21 protein-coding genes and 1 pseudogene are annotated in these 21,472 nt (G+C 70.4%); 13 read left to right on the top strand and 9 right to left on the bottom strand.

Features of this window, described 5'->3' with window-relative positions; translation table 11 throughout:
* Positions 1-178 precede the first annotated feature (178 nt).
* The 3 genes from ACFZCD_RS11370 (at position 179) to ACFZCD_RS11360 (ending at position 3,775) form a co-directional block, all read left to right on the top strand.
* Positions 179-1,837, top strand: coding sequence for a helix-turn-helix domain-containing protein (locus tag ACFZCD_RS11370; protein WP_391829567.1), 1,659 nt, complete (start codon positions 179-181; stop codon positions 1,835-1,837).
* Between the two features lie 256 nt (positions 1,838-2,093).
* Entirely contained in the window at positions 2,094-3,557 is a 1,464-nt protein-coding gene (locus tag ACFZCD_RS11365; protein ID WP_391829566.1) for a diaminopimelate decarboxylase, read from the top strand.
* A gap of 11 nt (positions 3,558-3,568) precedes the next feature.
* The gene (locus tag ACFZCD_RS11360) at positions 3,569-3,775 is read left to right on the top strand and encodes a hypothetical protein (RefSeq protein ID WP_391829565.1); all 207 of its coding nucleotides are present in this window, start codon (positions 3,569-3,571) and stop codon (positions 3,773-3,775) included.
* A 15-nt stretch (positions 3,776-3,790) separates the two neighbouring features.
* Here ACFZCD_RS11360 and ACFZCD_RS11355 read toward each other — a convergent pair.
* Positions 3,791-4,228, bottom strand: a pseudogene (locus tag ACFZCD_RS11355) (IS5 family transposase); the annotation flags it as partial.
* A 13-nt stretch (positions 4,229-4,241) separates the two neighbouring features.
* Here ACFZCD_RS11355 and ACFZCD_RS11350 point away from each other — a divergent pair.
* The 5 genes from ACFZCD_RS11350 to ACFZCD_RS11330 all read left to right on the top strand — a co-directional run bounded on the left by ACFZCD_RS11350 (position 4,242) and on the right by ACFZCD_RS11330 (position 7,776).
* A complete protein-coding gene (locus tag ACFZCD_RS11350; RefSeq protein WP_391829564.1) occupies positions 4,242-4,706 on the top strand; it encodes a hypothetical protein in 465 nt (154 codons plus the stop codon).
* A 152-nt stretch (positions 4,707-4,858) separates the two neighbouring features.
* Complete coding sequence (locus tag ACFZCD_RS11345; protein WP_391829563.1) at positions 4,859-5,071, top strand: hypothetical protein; 213 nt, start codon at positions 4,859-4,861, stop codon at positions 5,069-5,071.
* A 28-nt stretch (positions 5,072-5,099) separates the two neighbouring features.
* Complete coding sequence (locus ACFZCD_RS11340; RefSeq protein WP_391829562.1) at positions 5,100-6,233, top strand: UbiA family prenyltransferase; 1,134 nt, start codon at positions 5,100-5,102, stop codon at positions 6,231-6,233.
* Between the two features lie 60 nt (positions 6,234-6,293).
* Entirely contained in the window at positions 6,294-6,656 is a 363-nt protein-coding gene (locus tag ACFZCD_RS11335; protein WP_391829561.1) for a hypothetical protein, read from the top strand.
* 61 nt (positions 6,657-6,717) lie between these two features.
* Entirely contained in the window at positions 6,718-7,776 is a 1,059-nt protein-coding gene (locus ACFZCD_RS11330; RefSeq protein ID WP_391829560.1) for a CPBP family intramembrane glutamic endopeptidase, read from the top strand.
* An 86-nt stretch (positions 7,777-7,862) separates the two neighbouring features.
* Here the strand turns inward: ACFZCD_RS11330 and ACFZCD_RS11325 are convergent, their stop codons facing one another.
* The 3 genes from ACFZCD_RS11325 to ACFZCD_RS11315 form a co-directional block, all read right to left on the bottom strand.
* Positions 7,863-8,423, bottom strand: a complete 561-nt coding sequence (locus ACFZCD_RS11325) for a CGNR zinc finger domain-containing protein (RefSeq protein ID WP_391829559.1) — start codon at positions 8,421-8,423, stop codon at positions 7,863-7,865.
* A gap of 84 nt (positions 8,424-8,507) precedes the next feature.
* Positions 8,508-8,708: a hypothetical protein gene (locus ACFZCD_RS11320; protein WP_391829558.1), complete on the bottom strand. Its 201-nt coding sequence runs from the start codon at positions 8,706-8,708 to the stop codon at positions 8,508-8,510.
* A 35-nt stretch (positions 8,709-8,743) separates the two neighbouring features.
* The gene (locus ACFZCD_RS11315) at positions 8,744-9,838 is read right to left on the bottom strand and encodes an alpha/beta fold hydrolase (RefSeq protein WP_391829557.1); all 1,095 of its coding nucleotides are present in this window, start codon (positions 9,836-9,838) and stop codon (positions 8,744-8,746) included.
* 358 nt (positions 9,839-10,196) lie between these two features.
* Here ACFZCD_RS11315 and ACFZCD_RS11310 point away from each other — a divergent pair, with 358 nt between their 5' ends.
* The 3 genes from ACFZCD_RS11310 to ACFZCD_RS11300 all read left to right on the top strand — a co-directional run bounded on the left by ACFZCD_RS11310 (position 10,197) and on the right by ACFZCD_RS11300 (position 13,063).
* The gene (locus tag ACFZCD_RS11310) at positions 10,197-10,730 is read left to right on the top strand and encodes a cupin domain-containing protein (protein ID WP_391829556.1); all 534 of its coding nucleotides are present in this window, start codon (positions 10,197-10,199) and stop codon (positions 10,728-10,730) included.
* A gap of 38 nt (positions 10,731-10,768) precedes the next feature.
* Positions 10,769-11,338, top strand: a complete 570-nt coding sequence (locus ACFZCD_RS11305) for a TetR/AcrR family transcriptional regulator (RefSeq protein WP_391829555.1) — start codon at positions 10,769-10,771, stop codon at positions 11,336-11,338.
* 234 nt (positions 11,339-11,572) lie between these two features.
* Positions 11,573-13,063 carry an RICIN domain-containing protein gene (locus ACFZCD_RS11300; RefSeq protein WP_391829554.1) on the top strand — a complete coding sequence of 497 codons (1,491 nt, stop codon included), beginning with the start codon at positions 11,573-11,575 and terminating at the stop codon, positions 13,061-13,063.
* A gap of 125 nt (positions 13,064-13,188) precedes the next feature.
* Here the strand turns inward: ACFZCD_RS11300 and ACFZCD_RS11295 are convergent, their stop codons facing one another.
* Positions 13,189-13,731: a TetR/AcrR family transcriptional regulator gene (locus ACFZCD_RS11295; RefSeq protein ID WP_391829633.1), complete on the bottom strand. Its 543-nt coding sequence runs from the start codon at positions 13,729-13,731 to the stop codon at positions 13,189-13,191.
* A 208-nt stretch (positions 13,732-13,939) separates the two neighbouring features.
* Here ACFZCD_RS11295 and ACFZCD_RS11290 point away from each other — a divergent pair, with 208 nt between their 5' ends.
* The gene (locus ACFZCD_RS11290; RefSeq protein WP_391829553.1) at positions 13,940-15,382 is read left to right on the top strand and encodes an aldehyde dehydrogenase; all 1,443 of its coding nucleotides are present in this window, start codon (positions 13,940-13,942) and stop codon (positions 15,380-15,382) included.
* A gap of 118 nt (positions 15,383-15,500) precedes the next feature.
* Here ACFZCD_RS11290 and abc-f read toward each other — a convergent pair whose 3' ends face one another.
* From abc-f to ACFZCD_RS11270, 4 genes are all read right to left on the bottom strand, one after another.
* Entirely contained in the window at positions 15,501-17,165 is a 1,665-nt protein-coding gene (gene abc-f, locus ACFZCD_RS11285) for a ribosomal protection-like ABC-F family protein (RefSeq protein WP_391829552.1), read from the bottom strand.
* Between the two features lie 315 nt (positions 17,166-17,480).
* Positions 17,481-17,900: a hypothetical protein gene (locus ACFZCD_RS11280; protein ID WP_391829551.1), complete on the bottom strand. Its 420-nt coding sequence runs from the start codon at positions 17,898-17,900 to the stop codon at positions 17,481-17,483.
* 268 nt (positions 17,901-18,168) lie between these two features.
* Positions 18,169-18,711: an FHA domain-containing protein gene (locus ACFZCD_RS11275; RefSeq protein WP_391829550.1), complete on the bottom strand. Its 543-nt coding sequence runs from the start codon at positions 18,709-18,711 to the stop codon at positions 18,169-18,171.
* A 152-nt stretch (positions 18,712-18,863) separates the two neighbouring features.
* Positions 18,864-19,541, bottom strand: coding sequence for a macro domain-containing protein (locus ACFZCD_RS11270; protein ID WP_391829549.1), 678 nt, complete (start codon positions 19,539-19,541; stop codon positions 18,864-18,866).
* A gap of 268 nt (positions 19,542-19,809) precedes the next feature.
* Between ACFZCD_RS11270 and ACFZCD_RS11265 the strand changes: the two genes are divergently transcribed.
* Positions 19,810-21,438 carry an ADP-ribosyltransferase domain-containing protein gene (locus tag ACFZCD_RS11265; protein WP_391829548.1) on the top strand — a complete coding sequence of 543 codons (1,629 nt, stop codon included), beginning with the start codon at positions 19,810-19,812 and terminating at the stop codon, positions 21,436-21,438.
* Positions 21,439-21,472 lie beyond the last annotated feature (34 nt).

The following is a 21,472-nucleotide window of genomic DNA, read 5'->3' as shown; positions in this document are numbered from 1 at the left end:
GCGGGTATCTACCGCCCCGCTCCGTAAGATCCTCAGACCGTCGGCCGGGAACCCGGTCGGCGGTCTTTCTTCCGGGCAATATGGGGAGAGCCACGGGAAGGGCTGCGGCGGAGGCTGCGACGCGGCCGCGGCGGATGCCGAGGCTCGTAGGGCAGGGGCGCGCGAGACGGGGGCCGGCGTGACGGATCTGGGAGGCTCGGCCGGCTGGGAGGCGGCCGGTGAGACGCGGGTGACGCTGGAGCGGCTGCTGTCCGTCGTGGGCGTGGGTGCCGTGGAGTTGCACTCGGCGCCCGAGGGGCTGGGGATCACGGTCACCGGGGTGAACGTGCTGGACCTCCTTGAGCCCGTGATCAGACCGCGAGAGCTGCTGCTCGCCGTAGGCGTCGATCCGCGCTCGCCCCAGGGCGTCGACATCGTGCGCCGGGCGGGTGAGTCGGGTGCGGCAGGTGTGGTGTTCGGGCCGGGCCGGCCCGAGTCTGCCGTGGGAGCGCTTCAGGCGGCCGCCGAGGAGGGCGGTACGGCGCTGCTCTTCCGTACCGCGTGGTGCACCTGGGCGCATCTGGTGGGCGTGCTGCGGGCGGGGCTGGCGTCGGCGGGCGTGCCGCCCGTGGCCGGGCTGGGCGGGCCGCCCCTGGGGGACCTCAACTCGCTGGCCGACGCCGTGGCGGCCCTGGTGGGCGGCGCGGTGACCATCGAGGACACGGAGTCCCGGGTGCTCGCCTACTCCTCGACCGAGGAGAACGTGGACGAGAACCGCCGGCTGACCATCCTCGGCCGCCGTGTCCCGCCGTGGCGGGTGGCCGCCATGCGCGAGGCGGGGTTCTTCCAGGCCCTGTGGGCCGGGGACGAGGTACTGCACCGGCCCGCGCACGGGCAGGATCCGGAGCGTCTGGTGGGCGCCGTCCGGGCGGGCGGGGAGGCGCTCGGGTCGATCTGGGTGGCCGCGGTGGCCGGCCGGCCGCTGGCGCCCGACGCCTCCGAGGCCCTTCGTGCGGCGGCCCGTACCGCCGCCGCCCACCTGCTGCACCACCGTACCCACAGTTCGGACGATCGCCTCGTCGAGGACGCGGCTCGCGCGCTGCTGGAGGACCGCGGATCCGTCGAGGTGCTCGCGGAGAGGGCCTCGCTGCCGCCGAGGGAGCCGTGTGCCGTCCTGGCGGTCGGCACCGGGGCCGCGGCTCAGGGGGATGACAGCCCGTCAGGGCTCCACAGGCTGCTGGCCCTGCACTGTGCCGCCTACGGTCACCGCACGGTGGTCGTCCCGGCGGGCGGCAGGATCCTGGTGCTGCTGAGCGCGCTGGACCGCGACCCCGGCCGGGCCGAGAGCCAGGTGACGCGGCTGGGGGAATCGCTGGCGAACCAGCTGTCGGCCACCCTGCGCAGGCCCCTGAGGGTCGGTCTGGGCGACGTGGCCCCCGGGCTGGCGGGGGCGCCCGAGTCGCGCAGGTCTGCCGAGCTCGCCCTCAGGGCGCTCACCGAGGCCGCGGGGTCGCGAACCGTGGCCAGGACCGGTGACGTCGCCGACACGGTCGGCGTCCTGCACGTCGTCGATGCCCTGCGCGGGGTGGCGCTGCCGCCGCAGACCTCGGTGGCCCGGCTGAGGGCGTTCGACGCGGAACACAGCGGCAGTTGCCTGGTGGAGACCCTGCGCGCCTACCTCGACCACTTCGGCGACGTGTCCGCCGCCTCCCGCGCGCTGGGCGTCCACTCCAACAGCCTGCGCTACCGGCTGCGGCGCATCACCCAGGTCTCGGGGCTGGACCTGGAGAGCCCCGATGCCAGGCTGCTGGCACAGTTGCAGTTACGCCTGAGCGGCCCGGGCGACGGCGCGCGCTGAGTGCCCTCGACGACGGTCCCTCGTCCACTGTTCGTTCGCTGCCACCGTTGTTTTGTGCGCCGCCACCGTCGTGAGGCCGCTTCTTCGTCGGGTCGCACAACGAGCCGGCCGGCGGGCGGTTGCTTGCGCCTGTCCGCCGTGGGGCGGCCCTGCGGCTTTGACGACTCGCCGAAGACGTCCTCCGCGTGCCGACAGCAGCCTGGTACTCCGCCCCGGGACGGTCCCGGGGGCTGCGCAGAGCACCGGAAGGCTCACCATGACCGGACTGACCCCCGCCGCCCAGCGGCGCGAGCGGATCCTGCGGGAGGCGGTGCGGCAGGGACTGCTGGACCGCGAACGGTCCCTGCTGGCTGCCTTCGTGGATCTGGACGGCGTAGCCGCGACGGTCGCGTCCCTGCACCGCGCCTTTCTCCCCACGTCCTACTCGCCCTCCTCGTCCTCCTCCCCCTCCTCGACCTCCTCGCCGCGCGTGCTGCACGCGTTCGCCGCCAAGGCGAACAGCCTGGTGCCGGTGCTCGCGGAGCTGCGGCGGCTCGGCATGGGGTGCGAAGTCGCCACCGCGGGCGAGCTGGCCCGCGCACTGGCCGCCGGCTTCGCGCCGGACCGGATCGTCTTCGACTCCCCGGCCAAGACCGAGGCCGAACTCCGTTACGCCCTGGACCTGGGTGTGAGCATCAACGCGGACAACTACCAGGAACTCGCCAGGATCGACCGGGCGCTCGACGGCCGCATCCCGGTGAGCAGGATCGGTGTACGGGTCAACCCCCAGCTCGGTGGCGGCGCCATCGCCGCGATGAGCACGGCCACCAGCACCTCCAAGTTCGGTGTCCCGCTGAACGACCCGGGCAGCCGACGGGAATTGCTGCGCGCCTACCGTGCACGGCCGTGGCTCACCCGGGTGCACACGCACGCCGGTTCCCAGGGCTGCCCGCTCGACCTCATGGCGCGCGGGGTCGCGCAGGCCGTGGCGTTCGCCGACGAGGTCAACGCCGCCGTCCGACGGCGCCAGGTCACCGGCATCGACATCGGCGGCGGACTACCCGTCAACTTCACCGACGACCGGACCGCACCGGCCTTCGACACATACGTCGGACAGCTGCGCGCGCACGCGCCCTCACTGTTCTCCGGCGGGTACGAGATCGTCACCGAGTTCGGGCGTTCCGTCCTCGCCAAGAACGGCTTCATCGCCGCTTACGTCGAGTACACGAAGAGCACGGGCGGCCGGGCCATCGCGGTCACCCACGCCGGTGTGCAGGTGGCCACCCGGACCGTGTTCGATCCCGGCGCCTGGCCACTGCGGATCGAGGCGTACGACGGTGGCGGCACGGCCAAGCGGGGCGGGGCGGTCCCCCAGGACATCGCAGGTCCTGCCTGCTTCGCCGGCGACCTGCTCGCGCGCGACCGCGCATTGCCGCTGCTGGAACCCGGCGACATCATCGCCGTCCCCGACACCGGGGCCTACTACTTCTCGACGCCCTTCCACTACAACAGCCTGCCCGAGCCCGCCGTACACGGGGTCCGCACGAGCGCTGACGGCCGTGTCGCCTTCGCACTCCTGCGTCCCGCCCAGGACCCGTGGGACGTGCCCGTGCCCGTGCCGGACCGGGGTAGCCAGGATGGCCAGGCGGGCTACAACGGCCAGGAGGGCCATGACTGCCACGACGGCCAGGGCGAGCTTCGGCGAGAACGGGCGCACGAGCCCGTACACGGCGTCGGGTGAGGTGCACCGAGGTGGCACAACCCAGCCGTCGGCGGCCCGGCCAGGACGGGCCGCTCCTCACTCAGCGCGCCGCCATCGTCTTCCTGCTGGCATCCCTGGCCGGTATTGGTGCCACGGTTCTCGCGGCGCTGGCCGGCAACGCGTGGCCCGTCGCGGTGAGCATCGGCGGCGGGGTGATTGCCCCGGCCGTCCTGTTCTTCAACCAGATCATCGACTAGGCCGCTTCTTTCGGATCAGCGTGCTGACCAGGGGAAGATGTCTGCGAGGTGGAGTCCGGCGAGGTAGACGGTGGCGGTCTTTTCGTAGCGGGTGGCGATGCCCCGCCACTGTTTGAGTCGGTTGATGCAGCGTTCGACGGTGTTGCGTTGCTTGTAGGCGTCGCGGTCGAAGGCAGGTGGCCGGCCGCCGTGGCCGCCGCGTCGTTTGCGGTGGGCCTGCTGGTCGGCAGGGACCGGGATCACTGCCCGGATCCCGCGGCGTCGCAAGTGTCCCCGGATCGCGCGGGACGAATAGGCCTTGTCGGCCGGGACCACATCCGGCCTCGTCCGGGGCCTTCCGACGGGCCGTGGCACCCGGACCTTGGCCATGACGTGCTCGAAAGCAGGTGCGTCACCGGCCTGCCCGGGCGTGAGGACAAAGCACAAAGGGCAGCAGCAGCCATCGGCGGCCAGGCCCGAGTTCAGCGTGGAAGCGGTCAGCTCGGCCGGCCGGCACACGGTACTGGCGATCACCGCGAAGCAGACGACGGGCAGCCCCGTCGTCATCGAGACGCACGCCCGGGTCGGCGGGGACTGCATCCCGGAGCTCGTCGAACTGGCCACGGGACAGGACCAGTACGAGCACGCGATAGCGGCCCTGCTGGGCACGGCCTCCGTGCGGTCCCCGGCCCCGGCCGCACCGGCGGCGGCGATCAGCTGCGTGGCACCGCCGCCCACGCCGGGCACCCTCACGGGCCTTGCCCTCACTCCCGTCGACGGCGACCTGCGCTGGAACTTCGACCGCATGCCCGGCTCCGCCCTGTCCGAACTCCGCAGCTCGGAGGACCGCGTCGGCTACGCCATCGCCCTGGGCGCGACCCCGGCGGAGGCCATGGAGACCGCCGCGAAGGCCACGGCGGGCGTCAACCTCCAGGTGTCCCCCGCGCCTTGAACCGCCCCCGCGCGCCAGTCAGCAGCCCCTTCGGAACGCCCGCCGAGGGGGCTGCTCCCCGGGCGGCACCTGAGTACGCGTACTCAGGTGCCGGGGCGACGCCGGAGTGGACACTGACCGGTGGCCCGTCAAACCATCGAGGAGGGGAGCCCATGCGGGATCCGTCGCCGCCACCGCCCGACCCGGAGTACCGGTCCGCACTGCGCGGCCCCGCGACCGGGGAGCAGACGCCGGGGTGCCTGGCGACCATCGCCACCATGGTCGGCTGCGTGCTGGCCGCCGCCCTGATACTCGCCGGCCTGGGAGTCCTCGGAGTGATGGTGCTGCTCATGACCGGCTCCTTCCAGTTATTTCCGAACAAGTGAGGGCGGGCGCAAGATGATGTACCGACAGTTGGCAGACCGGGTCCGTGTGCTGATCGTGCTCAGCCGGCCCGCCGTCGCCGTGCTCTTCGCCCTCTACGTAGCGCTGGGCCTCGCCCAGGCCGGACACGCGGAGGACCGCCTGCTGCTGGCCGAGTGCCTCGTACCGGTCATGGCCTTCCTGCTCTGCTCGGTCTGTGTCAACGACCTGTCCGACCAGGCCATCGACCGGGTCAACCTCCCCGGCGACCGGAACCGGCCCCTGGTGACCGCCGCCGCGGGCGGCCGGGACCTCGTCGTCACCGCCGTGGTGTCCGCCGCCGTCGCGCTCGGCTCGGCGTTCGTCCTCGGGCTCCGCCCCGGACTGCTGATGCTCGCCGCCCTCGCGGTGAGCGCCGGCTACTCCCTGCGCCCGGTCCGTCTCGCCGACCGGGGGGCCGTAGCGGCCCTGGCACTGCCGGCCTGCTACGTCGCGCTGCCGTACCTGCTCGCCCTCACCGCGGCCCGCTCCGCCGTCCACCCGCGCGACCTGCTGATGCTCCTCGGGCTCTACACGGGCTTCATCGGCCGGATCCTGCTCAAGGACTTCCGCGACGTGCGCGGCGACGCCCTCTTCGGCAAGCGGACGTTCCTGGTCCGGCACGGGCGACGCGCGACTTGCCTCTTCAGCGCCTGTTGCTGGACCGCCGGCGGCTGCGTCATCCTGATCGCGACGCCCCGGCCGACGCCGGCGCTCGTGTGCTCCTACCTCCTCTGCCTCGCCCTCGCGTTGGTGATCCTTCGCGTCCTGGCGGGCGAGGTCGGGCACCGGCGGGAGGAAGGGCTCATCACCGGCGCGGCGGCCACCGGCCGCGGGCTGCTGATCCTTCAGCTGGCGCACCTGGCGACGGGCCAGGCCGGATGGGGCGTGCTCGCGCAGTCGGCGGTCGAGGTCGCGCTGCTGGTGCTCACGCTCGGTCAGGTCGTCAGCGTGGTGCGGCACGGCCGGATGACCGGTCTCACCCTCGCCTCCCTGCAGGCGGAGACGAACGCCTCGCCCGGCGAAGACAGCCGGTCGCGGGACGGCAGCCGTGCGGCGAGGGTCTGCCGGCACCACGTTCCCCGCCCGCCCGCACCTACGCCCGCACCCGTAGCCGCACTTGGCCGTTTCCTTCGAATCGGCTGAACCGCTGGTCCTGGTAGCAGCACATTCCACCGTATTTCCGTGCGCACGAAGGACACCACGATGCGCATTCTCCGTCCGTTGGCCCTCGCGTTCGGCGGGCTCGCCCTCGCCGTGGCCGGCACGGGCGACGCGATCGCCACGAGCGGGAGGTTCGCCTGGGTGGGGCCCCAGGGCAGGACGTACTCGATCCAGAACCCGCCGGACAACAAGTGTTACGACCTCGGCCGGGAAGCGCGCGGCGCGCGCAACGCGACGAAGCAGCCGGTCGTCGTCTACACCCGCAAGAAGTGCAAGGGCGATCCCACGCGCCTGGCGCCGGGTCAGGCCGCACCGAGCCGCGCGCGCTTCGCCGGCGCCATCTTCAACCCCCGCTCGGCAAGCTTCGGCATCTCGGAGGTCGTTCCCCCGCGTCCGGAAGAATGAAGGATGCCGGGCCGGCACACCGGCTCGGTCTTCCCCATGCGAAGCGGAGGAACACACGACCATGGCCACGCCCAGCCCGGACCCGGTACCGGAGGTCATGCGAGAACCCGCCCCCGGCCCCGTGCCGGGGCCCGGGGCGGAACGCTGCGACGGCCCGTCCGTCGCTCCCGCCGGGTCGCGCTATCACCAGCAGGCCCGCAACGGACGCCAGGGCGCGCTCGGCCGGGTGGGGGAGTTCTTCCTGATGCTCCTGCTCGCGGTTGCGGGTCCGGTGCTGGCGTTCCTGGTCGTCATGGCCGTCGGGTCCGCCGCGGGCCTGGAGGCCGCCGCGGACGACGGCGACCGTGTGTTCGCCAACCCCTTGGCCGATCAGGCCGCGGGGCTCGCGAGCCTCGCGGTCGGCATACCGGCGGTCTTCGTGGTGGTGCGCCGGTGCGGCCGGCGGCCCGCGGGAACGGTCGGTTCGGTGCGCGGACGCCTGCGCTGGGGGTGGCTGGGCCGGTGCGCGGGCGTGGCGTTCCCCTTGCTGGCCCTGCAACTGGGGCTGCTCGTGGCGTGGGAGGCGGCCGCAGAAGGCACCGTGCCGGACGGGTTCGCCTTCCCCGGCTGGCCCTCGTTCCTCCTCGCCGTCGCCGTCATCGCCCTCCTCGTGCCCTTCCAGGCGGCGGCCGAGGAGTTCGTCTTCCGGGGCTGGGTGACCCAGTTCTGCGGCGGCTTCCTGCGATCGCCGTGGCCCGGCGTCGCCGTCGGGTCGCTGCTCTTCGCCCTGGCCCACGGGCTGGGGCAGGTGTCCGGGTTCGCGCTCCTTCTCTACTCGGCGCTGTGGTGGGGCTGGCTGGTGGTCCGCACGGGCGGGCTGGAGGCCGTGATCGCGATCCACACGGCGAACAACGTCCTCACCTTCTGGCTGGCCGCGGCTGCCGGTCAGCTCTCCGACGACTCGACGGCGGCCGACGCCCCCTGGCCGGCCCTCGCCCTCGAAGTGGTCTTCGCGCCGCTCTACTGCCTGATCGTCGCCCGGCTGGCCAAGCGGCACCGGATCGAGGACCGGTCCTCCCCCGCGGCCGCGGAGGCCGGGCCGCCGCCCGGTGTCACGGCGCCCGGCCACGGCCGGCCTTGAGGGAACTAGAGGTCCGAACTCTGGGTTTCCGGTTCCGGTCCCGGTTCCGCACTACGAGCACGTGCGGCGTTCCTCGCGCCCCTCGGTCACCCCGCGGAGACGACCGCGGTCTTCCTGCGGGCGCGGTACGCGGCGGCCTTGATCTTGTTGCCGCAGGATTCCATGCCGCACCACTGGCGTCGGCTGCCGCGCGAGCGGTCGATGTACACGCGGGTGCACTCGGGGTTGCCGCACTCCTTGAGCAGCGGTACGTCCGGGCCGCTCAGCAGTTCCACGGCGTGCCGGGCGAGGGTGGACAGCGCTTCTCGCTGCGTTGCCGCAGTCCAGCGGCCGGAGTGCGTCAGCTGCGGTGCCGCGGGAGGCCGGCGGGCCGCGTCGTTGACCGTGGCCAGCGCCTCGTCGTCGAAGTCCGCACCGAGGCGCCGGGCCGTGATCAGCTGGTAGACGGCCTCCCGCAGGGTCGTCGCCCGCGCCACGTCGGCCGGCCGGGCAGGCGATACGGAGTCGACCATGCCGGACTCCACGTACCAAGCGTCGAGGCGGTCCGGTGCCGCGAACATCTCGAATCGCACCGTGCGGCGCGCCCGGAGCGTGGCCGCGAAGTCCAGCGCCGGATTGCCGCACACGAAGACGTGATCCATGTTCACGTCACCATCCTGACGGGTGACGGCGACGCCCACAAGCTGCCGGCGCGAAGTCCCTCGGCCCACCCGGTGAGGGTAGGGCGCGTATCAGAGCACCAAGTCCCATGCCAGGCAGGAGAGGAGGTTTCCTGCCCCTTCGGGGTTGCAGGTGTCTTGCGCCGGGTCCCTCGGCGAGGCCTCCTTCGTCTCGACCATGTCCTCGTAGGCGATCCGTTCCGGCAGCGCGCCGAACCGCGCGCGGCGCATCGCCGAACCGCTGTCCTGTGCGGTGCTGTCTTGCATCGTCATTCTCCCGCTCCTTCAGTAATGCAGTTGATGAGCTATCAGAGCCGAGTCGCGTCGATGACAGCGCGGGCGAACGCCGCGGGTGCCTCCTGCGGCAGGTTGTGGCCGATGCCCTTCAGGGTGCGGTGGTCGTACGGGCCCGTGAATCTGTCCCGGTACGCGGTCCCGTCGCCCGGGACGGTGAACGGGTCGTGCTCGGCGTCGAGCGTCACGGTCGGCGCGGCGATGAACGGCCGGGTGGCGAGCCGCTTCTCGTACGGCTCGTAGCGCCGTTCGCCCTCGGCGAGGCTCAGCCGCCAGCGGTAGTTGTGAATGACGACGGCGGCGTAGTCAGGGTTCTCGAAGGCGGCGGCCGTGCGCTCGAAGGTGGCGTCGTCGAAGTCCCATGTCGGGGACACGGTGTCCCAGACCAGCCGCGTCAGGTCGTGCCGTTTGGTCTTGTCCTCCATGGCGATCCGGCCCCGCTCCGTGGCGAAGTAGTACTGGTACCACCAGGCGTGCTCGGTCGCCGGGGCCAGCGGCTGGAGATTCGCCTCGAGGTTGACGGTGAGGTAACCGCCCACCGACACCAGGGCCTTGCAGCGTTCGGGCCACAGCGCCGCGATGATGCCGGCGGTCCGGGCTCCCCAGTCGAAGCCGGCGAGCACCGCCTGCTCCAGCCCCAGCGCGTCCATCAGGGCGACGATGTCGAGGGCGATGGCCGACTGCTGGCCGTTTCTGAAGGTCCGGGGCGAGACGAAGCGCGTCGTGCCGTGGCCGCGCAGATAGGGAACGATCACTCGGTAGCCCTCCGCCGCCAGCAGGGGCGCGACATCGGCAAAGCTGTGGATGTCGTACGGCCAGCCGTGCAGGCAGATCACCGGCGTTCCGTGAGCCGGCCCCACCTCGGCGTAGCCGATCTCCAGTAGACCGGCTCTGACCTTCTTCAGCGGGGGGAACTCGGTGCGCCCGCGGGGACGGGGCTCAGGCGCGGAGCCCGGAGCCGCTGCGGCCGTAGATGCTGCGGTCGCAGCGGCACGCTGCCCTGTCACGGCCGAGGCCTGTGCCGGTGCCGTCGGCCCCGCCAGTGTTGCGGCGACCGCGCCGCCGGCACCCACGCCGAGAGCCCTGCCGAACGTACGCCTGTTGATCATGTGAACCCTCCGCGCGTCTCGAAGTGCCGGCCTGCGACCGATCTGCGCCTCGCAGGAGATCCCACGCGCATGCCGGCCCCGGCGAATCCCGGCGGCCGCCGTGGGCGTGCCAGACGACTGTGGCACAGCATGCGTCACCGGTCAAACAGGTGATGCACGCCAAGTCGGCGCAACTCAGCGGCGTTTGACCTTCAGGATCGTCCGGAAATGATGCGTCGTCCTCTTGCGCTCCCCCGCGGCGGTACGACACTCTGCGGAAGCAGAAAGACCGATCGTTCTCCCTTGGCAGTCCTACCGAGATGACTTCCTGGAAGGGCTCCGCGAAGACCTTCCGAGAACACCTCCCGAACGGAGCCCGATGATGATCGACCGCCGCACTGTGATCCGTAACGGAGGCGCAGCCACCGCCGGCGTCCTGGGCATGGCCGCTCTCGCCCCGACAACGGCGGCCGCAGCAACAGCCGGCCACGGGGCCACGGACACTCACCGCCACCACCCCGCAGGCCACGCCACTCCCACAGGAGCCGCGGACCCCACGGACCCGACGTCCGGAGTCACCCGGACCCTGCTCCAGCGCCACCCCTCCCCCGCCGAGGGCTGGGACACCGTCCAGACACTGGTGGAGATTCCCAGAGGCAGGGAATCCGGCCGGCACAGCCACCCCGGGGTGGAGGTCGGGTACATCGTCCGCGGCGACGTGCTGATGGTGTTCGACGACGGCAACGTCCTGCGGCTGCGCACCGGCGACCCCTTCTTCATCCCTTCCGGCGCCATCCACAACGCCCGCAACGTCGGCACGGTGACCACGATGATGCTGTCCACCTACGTCGTCGACGCGACGAAACCTCTGGTCACGACGTACGAGCACGTGCCCTCGAAGTCCCGCCCCTGACCGCACGGCACCGGCCGTCCCTTCCCTACGCTGTGCCCATGACCACGGGAGCCACCGAGAGAAGCCATCCCCGAGAACGCCTGCTGGACACCGCAGAGCGTCTGTTCTACGCGCAGGGCATCCAAGCCGTGGGCGTGGAGCAGCTGGTCACGGAGGCGGGGGTCACCAGGGCGACCTTCTACCGCCACTTCTCCGGCAAGGAGGGGCTGGTCGTCGCCTACTTGGAGGCCCGTGGAGCGAGGGTGGAGAACGCCGTGGCGGCCATTCTCGCCGTCCACCGGGGCCGTGACGCCCTGCTCGCCATCATGGAAATGATCGGCGACAACCTCTGCCGGCCGGGGTTCCGCGGCTGCGCCTTCCTCAACGCCGCCGCGGAGTACCCCGACCCCGCACACCGGGTCCGCGTCCGCATCGCCGAGCATCGCCGCTGGTTCCACGGCGTGCTGCGCGACGTGGCCCGCGACGCCGGTCATCCCGATCCCGAGCAAGTGGCCCGGGCCCTGGTCGTCCTGCGGGACGGAGCCATGGTGGGCGGTCATCTCGACGACCCCCGCGCCATCAGGGCGACCCTGCGCGAGGCCGCGGAGAGCCTTCTGACGACGTCATGACGCCCTTGCTTTCACTCCGATTTCATCGGTCCGGTAGAGACTCGTGAAACGAGGACTGCGACCACCCCGTGGCTGATCTCACACCACACCGTCAAAGGGGTCGGACGGCGCGTCCGGGGTATTCATAGGCCCGTCATGTTCACAGGTTCATCACGAAAGGTCGATATGTACACACACCCCAAGGGCGTCGGACGCCTCAGACGCCTCGTATTGGCCCCGTTAGTCACCTTGTTCATGCTCACCACCGGTGTCATCGCCACTACCACCATGGCGCAGGCCGCGGACTCCGATGCCTGGACGTTTACCAACACCGACGGCACCCTCAACGCGACGGGCAACAACGACGGAAACCAGATCTCCGTCACCCCCGACGGCACCAACTACAAGAACTGGCGCCTGATCAAGCTCGGTGCCCCCGGCACGTTCAACGTCGCCAGCACCTCCTCCGGGAAGTGCATTTACGCCACCCAGCCCGCCGTTCAGCAGTCCTGTGGCAAGGACGGCGAGCAGTGGAACTTCCGCCCCGTCGACGGCAAGCCCAACACGTTCGGCATCGTCCGCCGCGACGAGGGCAGCGGCACCGAGTGGTGCATGGACAACCGGGGCGGCCTCCACCTGTGGGGGATCCTCGCCCAGCCCAACGTCTGCAACGGCAGTGCGAGTCAGGAGTGGACGGTCCCCGCGTCGAAGGCGGCCGAGGCGAGGAAGCTCGCCCTCGACTACTACGCCGACCTGTGCTCCAGGAAGACCTCCACCTGTTCCTGGACGCAGAAGTCCGAAGGGCAGCCCGAAGTGCTGCCGCGTCAGCCCGCCTCGTCGGTCTGGTACAACGACACCGCTTCGTCCATGAAGCAGGTCTTCACCACCATTTACCACTCCGGATGGTCGCAGGCGTTCTCCGCGGGCCTGTCGACCTCCGTCGGTGTCTCCGTCCCGGTCCAGGCGATGATCTCCAGCCAGCTGACCGCGACGACGGTGTACACCTCCGACGAGACGACGATCAACGGCATCGCCGTGGACGTCCCCTCGAAGAACTACGCCTGGGTCGACTTCGCGGCCGTCGGCAAGAAGGTCACCGGCACGTGGACCTTCGACACCGACAACCAGCCGTGGACCGCCGACGCGACCGTGACCGTCCCCGTCATCAACTCGGCGGCGGGCTCCACGATGTACGTCGCCCACACCAGCACCGACCCGTCCGGCAGCAGTGGCAGTACGACCAGCCCTGATGTGAAGCCGCAGACCTTCGCCACGACCACGACGAAGACCTTCAGCCTTCCTGCGGGAAGCAAGGTGACGTCGTCCGACGGCACCGTCACCGCGACCGACACCGACGGCACTGTCGCCACCATCCTCCCCACCACGATGAAGGACACCAACGGCGCGACCCACAAGGTGGGCCTGACCGTCTCCGGCAACACGGTGACCCAGACCATCGAGGGCGTCACCGGTGACACGGTCACGGGCACCATGAGCCCGCCGGTCTTCTCGGTGAGAGCAGGAGCAGCCGCACCGGCCGCCACGAAGAAGTCCCTGATGAAGACGGCCGCCATGATGCAGCCCGCCGCCTCCGGCGACAAGAGGGGCCGCATGAACTGCATCGGGGACAAGATGGGCGAGGGAGCCACCTTCGGCCTCCTCGGTGCTGCCCTCGGGCAGCCCGAAGCCGTCCTGGGCGGAGTCTTCGGCGGCCTCATCATCGGCCTCGCCGAATGCACCAGGTGATCTGACCCCCTGCTGAACGAAGTGTCCCCCTGCCTGTGACCGGGTGGGGGGACACGGTGTTTTCCGGGAGAAAGGGCGACCGCTCGGATCATCCGCCCGCATACTCTCGAACAGCCGGCCTTTGCCTAGCCGGCCGTGGGCCGGGCCGGGGGTGCAGTGGTCCGCGGGGCGGCCCCGGTGGCGCCCGCACCGAGCCCGTTCAGGAGCGTGTCGACCACCGTGTCGGCGGCCTGCGCGGGGGTGAGGCCGGTCAGTTGGTGCGAGGCGATGTTCATGAGCTGCGGCAGGACCGCGCTCACCCAGCCGTCGGGCAGCCCGGAGCGGAGCAGGCCCTCGTCCGTGGCGCGGCGCAGGAAGTCGGCGAGCTCACGGACCGAGCGCTCGCGCCGTTGGCGGACGGGCTCGTCGGCCAGCATCCGGCTCAGATCGACCGGCCACGTGCGGTTGACGCCGATGATGCCCTCGACGTAGCGGTGCAGGGCGACGGCGACCGGGGCCTCGCGCAGCCGGGCGTCCTCGGTGGCCCGCTCGATGGCCGTCAGGCGCGCCTCGTAGATGGCCGCCAGCAACTCCTCGCGCGAGGCGAAGTTCCGGTAGACGGTGCGCCGGTCCACGCCGGCCTCCGCAGCGATGGCGGTGATGCTCACGGCCGGATCGGCGGCCAGCATCCGTGCACCGGTCGTCATGACTGCTTCCAAGTTGCGCGCTGCGTCGGCTCTCACGCCCGCAGGATAGCCAGCCATGGGCGGAACATCCTAACTATCGCGACGCTTATGTGCTCACTACACCATTAAGCGCTACAGTGATGTGACAGTTAGCAGGGAAGCTTCGAGCTGCGGACCGAAGCTTTCAGGGACCGGCTCGGGAGGAAGACACGTGATCACATACAACAAGCTCTTCATCGGCGGCACCTGGACGGAGCCGAGCGATCCCCAGCTGCTCGACATCCTGTCCCCGCACGACGAATCCGTCGTCGGCCGCGCCGCCCAGGCCCAGCCCGCCGACGTGGACCGCGCGGTGGCCGTCGCCCGCGCCGCCTTCGACGCGGGCGCCTGGCCGGACACCCCGCCGGCCGAGCGGATCGCGGTCCTGCGCCGGCTCAATGCCCTGCGGGAGGCCCGGGCGGACGAGATAGCGGCCGTGATCACCGCGGAGACCGGCTCGGCAGGCTGGTTCACGCGCGCCGGTCAGCCGGGGCTGTCCCGTCAAGCCGACGCCTACCTGAAGGCGGCCGAGAAACTGGCATGGGAGGAGGTCCTGACGCCCACCGACCCCGCGGCCGCCGTTCGCAGCGTGGTCCGCCGGGAAGCCATCGGCGTCGTCGCCGCCGTCATCCCGTGGAACTCGCCGTTCTCCGCCGCCATGGCGAAGATCATTCCAGCGCTGCTGGCCGGCAACACGGTCATCCTGAAGGTCTCGCCGGAGAACTCGCTGAGCATGGGCCTGCTGGCCGACTTGCTGTCCGGCTGCGGGCTGCCCGAGGGCACGATCAGCGTGCTGCCGGCCGACCGTGAGACCAGCGAGCACCTGGTGTCCCACCGCGACGTCGACAAGGTAGCGTTCACCGGCTCGACCCGCGCGGGGCGCCGGATCGCCTCGATCGCGGGTGAGCAGCTCAAGCGGGTCAGCCTGGAGCTGGGCGGCAAGTCCGCCGCCGTCTTCCTGCCCGACGCGGACTTGGAGAAGTTCAAGGCGGGCCTGAAGTTCTCCTCCCTCCTCAACAACGGTGAGGCGTGCATCGCGCACACCCGCATCCTCGCGCCGCGCAGCCGCTACGAAGAGGTCGTCGCTGCCGTCAAGGAAGTCGTCGAGTCACTGAAGGTCGGTGACCCGCGGGATCCGGACACGTTCATCGGCCCGATGATCCGCCGCGACCAGCAGCAACGAGTGCGAGACCACATCGAGACCGGCATCGAGGAGGGCGCCCGCCTGGTCACCGGCGGCCCCGAGGTGCCGGCCGGCCTGGAGAAGGGTTACTACGTCACCCCGACCGTCTTCGCCGACGTCAGCAACTCGATGCGGATCGCCCAGGAGGAGATCTTCGGCCCGGTGCTGGTCGTCATCGCCTACGAGGACGAGGACGACGCCGTGCACATCGCCAACGACTCCGAGTACGGGCTGTCGGGCGGCGTGTGGAGTGCGGACGAGCGACACGCCCTGGAGATCGCCCGCCGCATGCGGACCGGTACCGTCACGATCAACGGCACTCCCATCGGCTTCGACGGTCCGTTCGGCGGCTTCAAGGCCAGCGGCGTGGGACGCGAGTACGGCTTCGCCGGGCTGAACACCTACATCGAGTACAAGACCATCACCATCTGACTCGAAGTCAGGCGCATGCGTCCGCCCGCCGATGGCTCGGGAACGCGTTCGGCCGCCCCCGAGCCCGGCTCGGGCTCGAAGACGGACCGTCGGCGTGCCGGCTCACATCCTCAAGGGCTCACATCTCGGAGGCTCCGGGATCGGAGGCTCCCGGCTCGGGGGCTCCTGTCTCCTTCAGTTCGCCGCCGGCCAGCTGCAGCCACCGGTTCACGCGGATGTTGTGGAGGAACCGCTCGTCGTGGCTGACCACCACGAAGGCTCCCTGGTAGGAGTTCAGGGCACTTTCCAGCTGGCCCGTGCTGACCAGGTCGAGGTTGTTCGTCGGCTCGTCCAGGAGGAGCAGGTGCGGGGCCAGTTCCGCGCACAGGACGCAGGCCAGGGTGGCGCGCAGCCGCTCGCCGCCGGAGAGGACACCGACGGGCAGATGGGCGCGGGCACCCCGGAAGAGGAAGCGGGCGAGCAGGTTCATCCGCTCGGCCTCCGGCCGCTCCGGGGCGTAGTCGGCGAAGTTCTCGGCCACCGTGCGGTTCGGGTCCAGCAGGTCGAGGCGCTGCGAGAGGTAGGCGATGCGTCCGTCGGCCCGCTTGATCTCGCCGCCCTCCGGGGTCAGGTCGCCGTTGAGCAGGCGCAGCAAGGTGCTCTTCCCGGCGCCGTTGGGGCCGGTCAGCGCGATGCGTTCCGGGCCGCGGACCGTCAGGTCGACACCGGGTCCGGCGAACACGTCCGTGCCGCCGAGCCGGACGCGGAGCCGCTCGCCGAGGAACAGGTTGCGTCTGGAGGGCACTTGGGTGGCGGGCAGGTCCACGGTGATGCGCTGTTCCTCGCGCAGTGCGCGCCCGGCCTCGTCCAGCCTGGCCTTCGCCTCGGTGACCCGTCCCGCGTGCATCTGGCCGGCCCGTCCGGCGGACTCCTGCGCGCCGCGCTTCATGTTGCCGGCGAAGATACGGGGCAGGCCGGCGCTCTTCAGGTTGCGGGCGGCGTTGCTCTGCCGGCGTTCGGCGCGTTCGCGGGCCAGTTGCATCTCCCGCTTCTCCCGCTTGAGCTCTTGTTCGGCGTTGCGGATGTTCTTCTCGGCGACCTCCCGCTCGGCACGGACGGCTTCCTCGTACTCGGTGAAGTTGCCGCCGTAGGAGCGCAGTTCCCCGCGGTCGAGTTCGGCGATGTGTTCCATGCGGTCGAGCAGGGCCCGGTCGTGACTGACCAGGAGCAGGCAGCCGTTGAAGTCCGCCAGCACGTCGTAGAGCTTGTGCCGGGCGGCGAGGTCGAGGTTGTTGGTGGGTTCGTCGAGCAGCAGAACGTCCGGCCGCTTGAGGAGCTGGGCAGCAAGGCCGAGGGTGACGGCCTGGCCGCCGCTGAGGGTGCTCAGCGTGCGCTCCAGCGTGAGGCTGCCCAGGCCCAGGCGGTCCAGCTGGGCGCGGGTGCGTTCTTCGATGTCCCAGTCGTCGCCGATGGTGGTGAAGTGCTTCTCGTCGACGTCCCCCGACTCCACGGCGTCGATGGCCCGGATGATCGCGGCGATGCCCAGCACGTCGGCGACAGTGAGATCACCGGTCAGGGGGAGGCTCTGCGGGAGGTAGCCGAGGGTGCCGGCCACGGAGACCGATCCGGTGCCGGGCTGCAGGTCACCGGCGATGAGCTTGAGCAGGGTGCTCTTGCCGGTGCCGTTGGGCGCCACGAGGCCGGTGCGGCCGGAGCCGAGGGTGAAGGTCAGGTCCTGGAAGACGGGGGTGTCGTCGGGCCAGGCGAAGGAAAGGTTCGAGCAGACGACGGAAACGTCGGACATGGAAGTGGCCTCGCGAAGGAGAAAGGAGGAGGCAGGGGTGACACCTCTGCCTCGGCAGCAGACAAGGGGAAGGAGGAACGACAACGAAGCCACTGCGGCGGTGCTTCCACGCACCGGCCGGTGGCCTGTCGGGTCCGGGTATCACCCGGAGATGTCGTCGTCCACCACCATGTCCGGTCTCCTCAACGCAAGATCAGTTTCCCTGCCAGTGTAGCAACAGAGGCATTGCGGTGGGAGCCTGGGGTGTTGAGAGGCGATGAGGGCGTCGGGCTGCGCCTGGGGAAAACCGCCGCAACGCAGCCCACCAGCCGGGGGTCAGCCGTTCAGGTCGAGGATGTAGTTGCCGGTGATGAGGAACGTCGTCACCATGCCGGTGCCGAACGTGCCCGTGCCGGACTCGGTTTCACCGGCGCCGCCGAAGGGGCCGCCTCCGATGACCAGTCCTGTGCCTCGCTCGGTGGCGTTGCCGGAGGCCGTGTCGGAGAGCTTTTCCAGTCTCCGGTTCACCGAGAGGTCGATGATCTCGCCACTGCTGCCGCTGAAGATGCTGAGCCGGTCGGACGTTTTGGTCTGGTAGACCAGCCCGCTGCTGCTCGTCACCGATCCCGAGAGCGTCAACTGACCGTCGTACGAGGTGGTGGGTGTCGCGCAGCGGAGGGTGCCTTTGCCGTCGACGGCTCCGTTGCCGGTGATGTTCACGGTGATGGAACCGGCGCAGTTCAGGGTTGCGGCCATGGTGCTCCCTGCGGCAGCGGCAGGGGTGGCCCCGGCTGTTGCCAGGGGGAACGCCCCGACAACGGCGGCTCCGAAGGCGGCGATGAGTCTGCGGGTGCGGAACGGGAGCATGAGGTCCCTCCTCCGGTCTTCACGGACGTCGGAGGTGTACACCCTCCACTCGAAAGTGTGCTCTCACCTCACTCCGGAGCGGAATCACTCGTTCAGGTGACGGTCTGCTGCCGGTCTACCGGCTCGCAGCCGGCCTGCTGCCCGGTCGGCCCGCCCGTCAGACCGACAGGCGGAAGCCGAGGTCACCGAAGGCGACTTGGTCACCGGGGCCGACGCGCACGGAGCCGGCGATGCGCAGGCCGTTGACGTACGTGCCGTTGCGGGAGCCCAGGTCCGTCAGGCGCCAGCCGTGGTCGATCCAGCGCAGTTCCGCGTGGCGGCGGGAGACCGTGTCGTTCTCGAGTCGCAGGTCGGACACCGGGGCACGGCCGATGGTCAGCGGCTTCGTGCCGGACTCGGGGAGCCGGAGTCCGGGGAGCCGTGCACCCCGCCACGCTCCGCGCACGGCGGCCCCGAACGATGACAGGCGGCCCACCACCCGCAGGACGAAGTCCGAGAACCGCCCGCGGGCGGGGAGGTCGGCCATGGCCAGCTCGATCTCGGCGCTGGTGCGGGCGGTGAGGACGAGGTCCATGCGGCGCATGAACGTGTCGTGAGAGAGCCTGCCGTCGCCGGTGCCGTCGCGCAGGATCGCCAGGGCCCGCTCCCGGTCGGCCTCGGAAGGCCGTGTCACGCGCGTACGGAACTCAGGAGACGTCATGAGGATGATTCTCGGGTTTTCGGACTGCCGTGTCCATGTAATCAAACAGATGCGCGCCCGGTGCCACTGACAGGGGGCTCGGTGCCACTGACAGGGAGCCCGGCGCCGCTGACAAGGGCCCGGCCCCGGCCGGGCCCCGCGCCGGGCCTCGGTCAGCGGCGGGGGGTGGCGCGCTTGGGCGGTGCGATGCGCACGGGCTTTTCTTCGGGTGCGTTCTCGATGTCGTCCAGCTGGGCGGTGATCGTGCTGCGCAGGTCGTCGTAGTCGTCGAAGCGGTAGTCGTTGAACAGCGTGTAGCCCGTCCACATCAGGTTGGCGCAGACCCGGGCCGGCACCCGGCCGGTTTGGGCGCCCATGCCGACCAGGGCCACGGACGCGATGCTGCCCGGCGCGTGTTCGTTCTGCCGGTGGATCGCCTGGAACGCGGCGGCGCACGCCAGGGCCACGTTCAGGGTCTCGCTCACGTTCTGCGCGGAGTATTCCATCGTGGGCGTCGAGATCAGGAATTTTGGATTGACCGCCCCGGACGATACGCATACCGCACTGCCCACCGGGAGTTTCCCTTCGAACTGGTCGCGTATCGCCCGCTGCACGCGCAATTGGATACCCGCCCCGAGATACCGCTTGACAGCCGCGTCGACACCACCGTCCATCCGGCCGCGGGAGTTGGTCGGAGAAACCCAGGCGTCGACCTCCTCATCGAGGATCGAACCCTTGCGGATCTCGATCCCGGGGGTGTCGGCGAACGCCGCTCGCCACGCCTCCACCACCTTCGTGTTGATATCGGTCAGCACCACCCTGAGCGGCGGCTGCACACGGGTTACGGTCATAGTCCACTCCCATCGGGAACACGGTCGTTCCAGCGCTCATGACGTTACCGTGCCCCACTGACAACGCCGCTCCTACCTGCGGTTCGTGACGTAGTGTCACGATTGCCAGTGTCCTGACCCGGTGCTAGCCTGCCGCCAGTTTCCACGAGACAGGCCCGAAGCGGCGTTTCAGGCGCTTGTCGCCGCATTCAGCCGCCCGCATGGCGCTTTCACCACTCTTGCCGAGCATGCCCTATCAGCACGTTTTGATATTCGGAGTCCCTTCACGATGAGCGATGCCCCCACCCCGGCCGAGCCCGACGCAAATGACCCGCTTTCCCTCGCCGAGCTCTTCACGGGCGGCGGCGAACCGTGGCTTCCCTTGCTGAAGCCGGTTATCGAAGCGCAGCCGGAAGCGGCCGCGTTCATCGGTTCGGGCCGCGGCCAGGAAATCGTCCCCGTCCGTGAACTGACCTTCCAGGCGCTCAAGCCCAATCCACCCCACAAGTGGAAGGTCGTCGTCTTCGGTCAGAATCCGTACCCGCGGCCGGAAAGCGCCACGGGCATCGCGATGTTCGACAACACCTTCCACGACTGGAAGGACAGCCAGTTCGGCAGGGTCGTCAGCATCCGCTGCATCATCAAGGCGGCGGCGATGTGGAAGTACGGCATACCCAAGAAGACCCCGATCGCCGACGTCCGGGCCCTGTTGAAGGAGCAGGACACCGTCCGGCCGCCGGAGTGGTTCCAGGCGATGCTCACGCAGGGCGTGCTGCTGCTGAACACGGCGCTGACCGCCAGCAGCGCCGGGGGAAGGGGCACCGATGCCGACCGGCACACCGCGTTCTGGCGTCCGGTCGCCGAGCGGATCGTCGAGGAGATCCTCAAGGCCAAGCAGGACGCCGGCGAGGAGGACCGCAGCGTCGTCTTCGCCTGGTGGGGAGCTCACGCGCGCAGCCTCAAGAAGGTCGTCCTCCGGCTCCAGGAGCAGTACCCCGCGGTCGAGGTCCGGCACATCGACCACCCCAACCCCGCGGCCCAGGGCGACGTCTTCTGCGAAGGCGACCACTTCGGAGTGGTGAACGAAGCCCTCGCGTCGCTGGGTGCCGATCAGATCGACTGGCTGCCGAGCAAGGGGTGGGACCAGCTCGCGGAGGAGGACGGCGGGGCGGACGGCGGCGTCGCCGAACGCATGGGCGCGTTCATCACGTCCACCATGGAGCTGCACCAGCTCTATCTCGAGCGGCTCGCAGCCGTTAAGGAAGAGGGCCTCGCCCTCCCCGCGATCACCGGTGTGTACGACACCCCGCTCATGGACTTCCGCGAGGCCGTCGGACCGGTCGCCGAACTGCTCTCCGGTCTCGACCGGCACGTCGGCGTGTCCCACGCATTCGGCAGGAGCCTGGCGGACGACCCGGCCACGACCGGCGGACTGTCCGCCGACGCGATCGCCGCCCTCTACCTCTACACCTGCCAGTCCGCGTTCTATCGCGAGATCAACGCCATTCTGCGCTCCCCGGACCGGTCCAAGGTCGTCCCGTACCTCCCGTACCTGCGGCTGCTGTTCTCGGCGGTGTCGGGCCTTCCCGCCCGTACGGAGCCTTTGTGGCGCGGGGTGGGGCTGGACCTGCGCGCGCAGTACCCGGTCGGCCGGACAGTGACCTGGTGGGGCGTCTCGTCCTGCACGCCCAAGCTCGGCGTGGCACGGGCGTTCCTCGGCAGCCGCGGCAAGCGGACGCTCTTCGAGGTCCGGCCCGCCCGGGCCGTGGGCATCCAGCGCTTCTCGGCGTTCACCGGTGAGGAGGAGTACATCCTCCTGCCCGGTACGCAGCTCAAGGTGGAGGACGTGACGGTCGAGCGGGGCGGCCTGTGCACCGTGAGGCTGACCGAGTTGGAGGAGCAGATCCTGGTCTCCTGAGCGACCTCCTGCCGGCCGGCGCGGTATGAGCCGG

Source organism: Streptomyces sp. NPDC008001, assembly GCF_042958085.1.
In the GTDB taxonomy this organism is placed as follows: domain Bacteria; phylum Actinomycetota; class Actinomycetes; order Streptomycetales; family Streptomycetaceae; genus Streptomyces.
The sequence above is the reverse complement of the archived record's forward strand: the minus strand, read 5'-3'. Positions and strand labels throughout refer to the sequence as shown.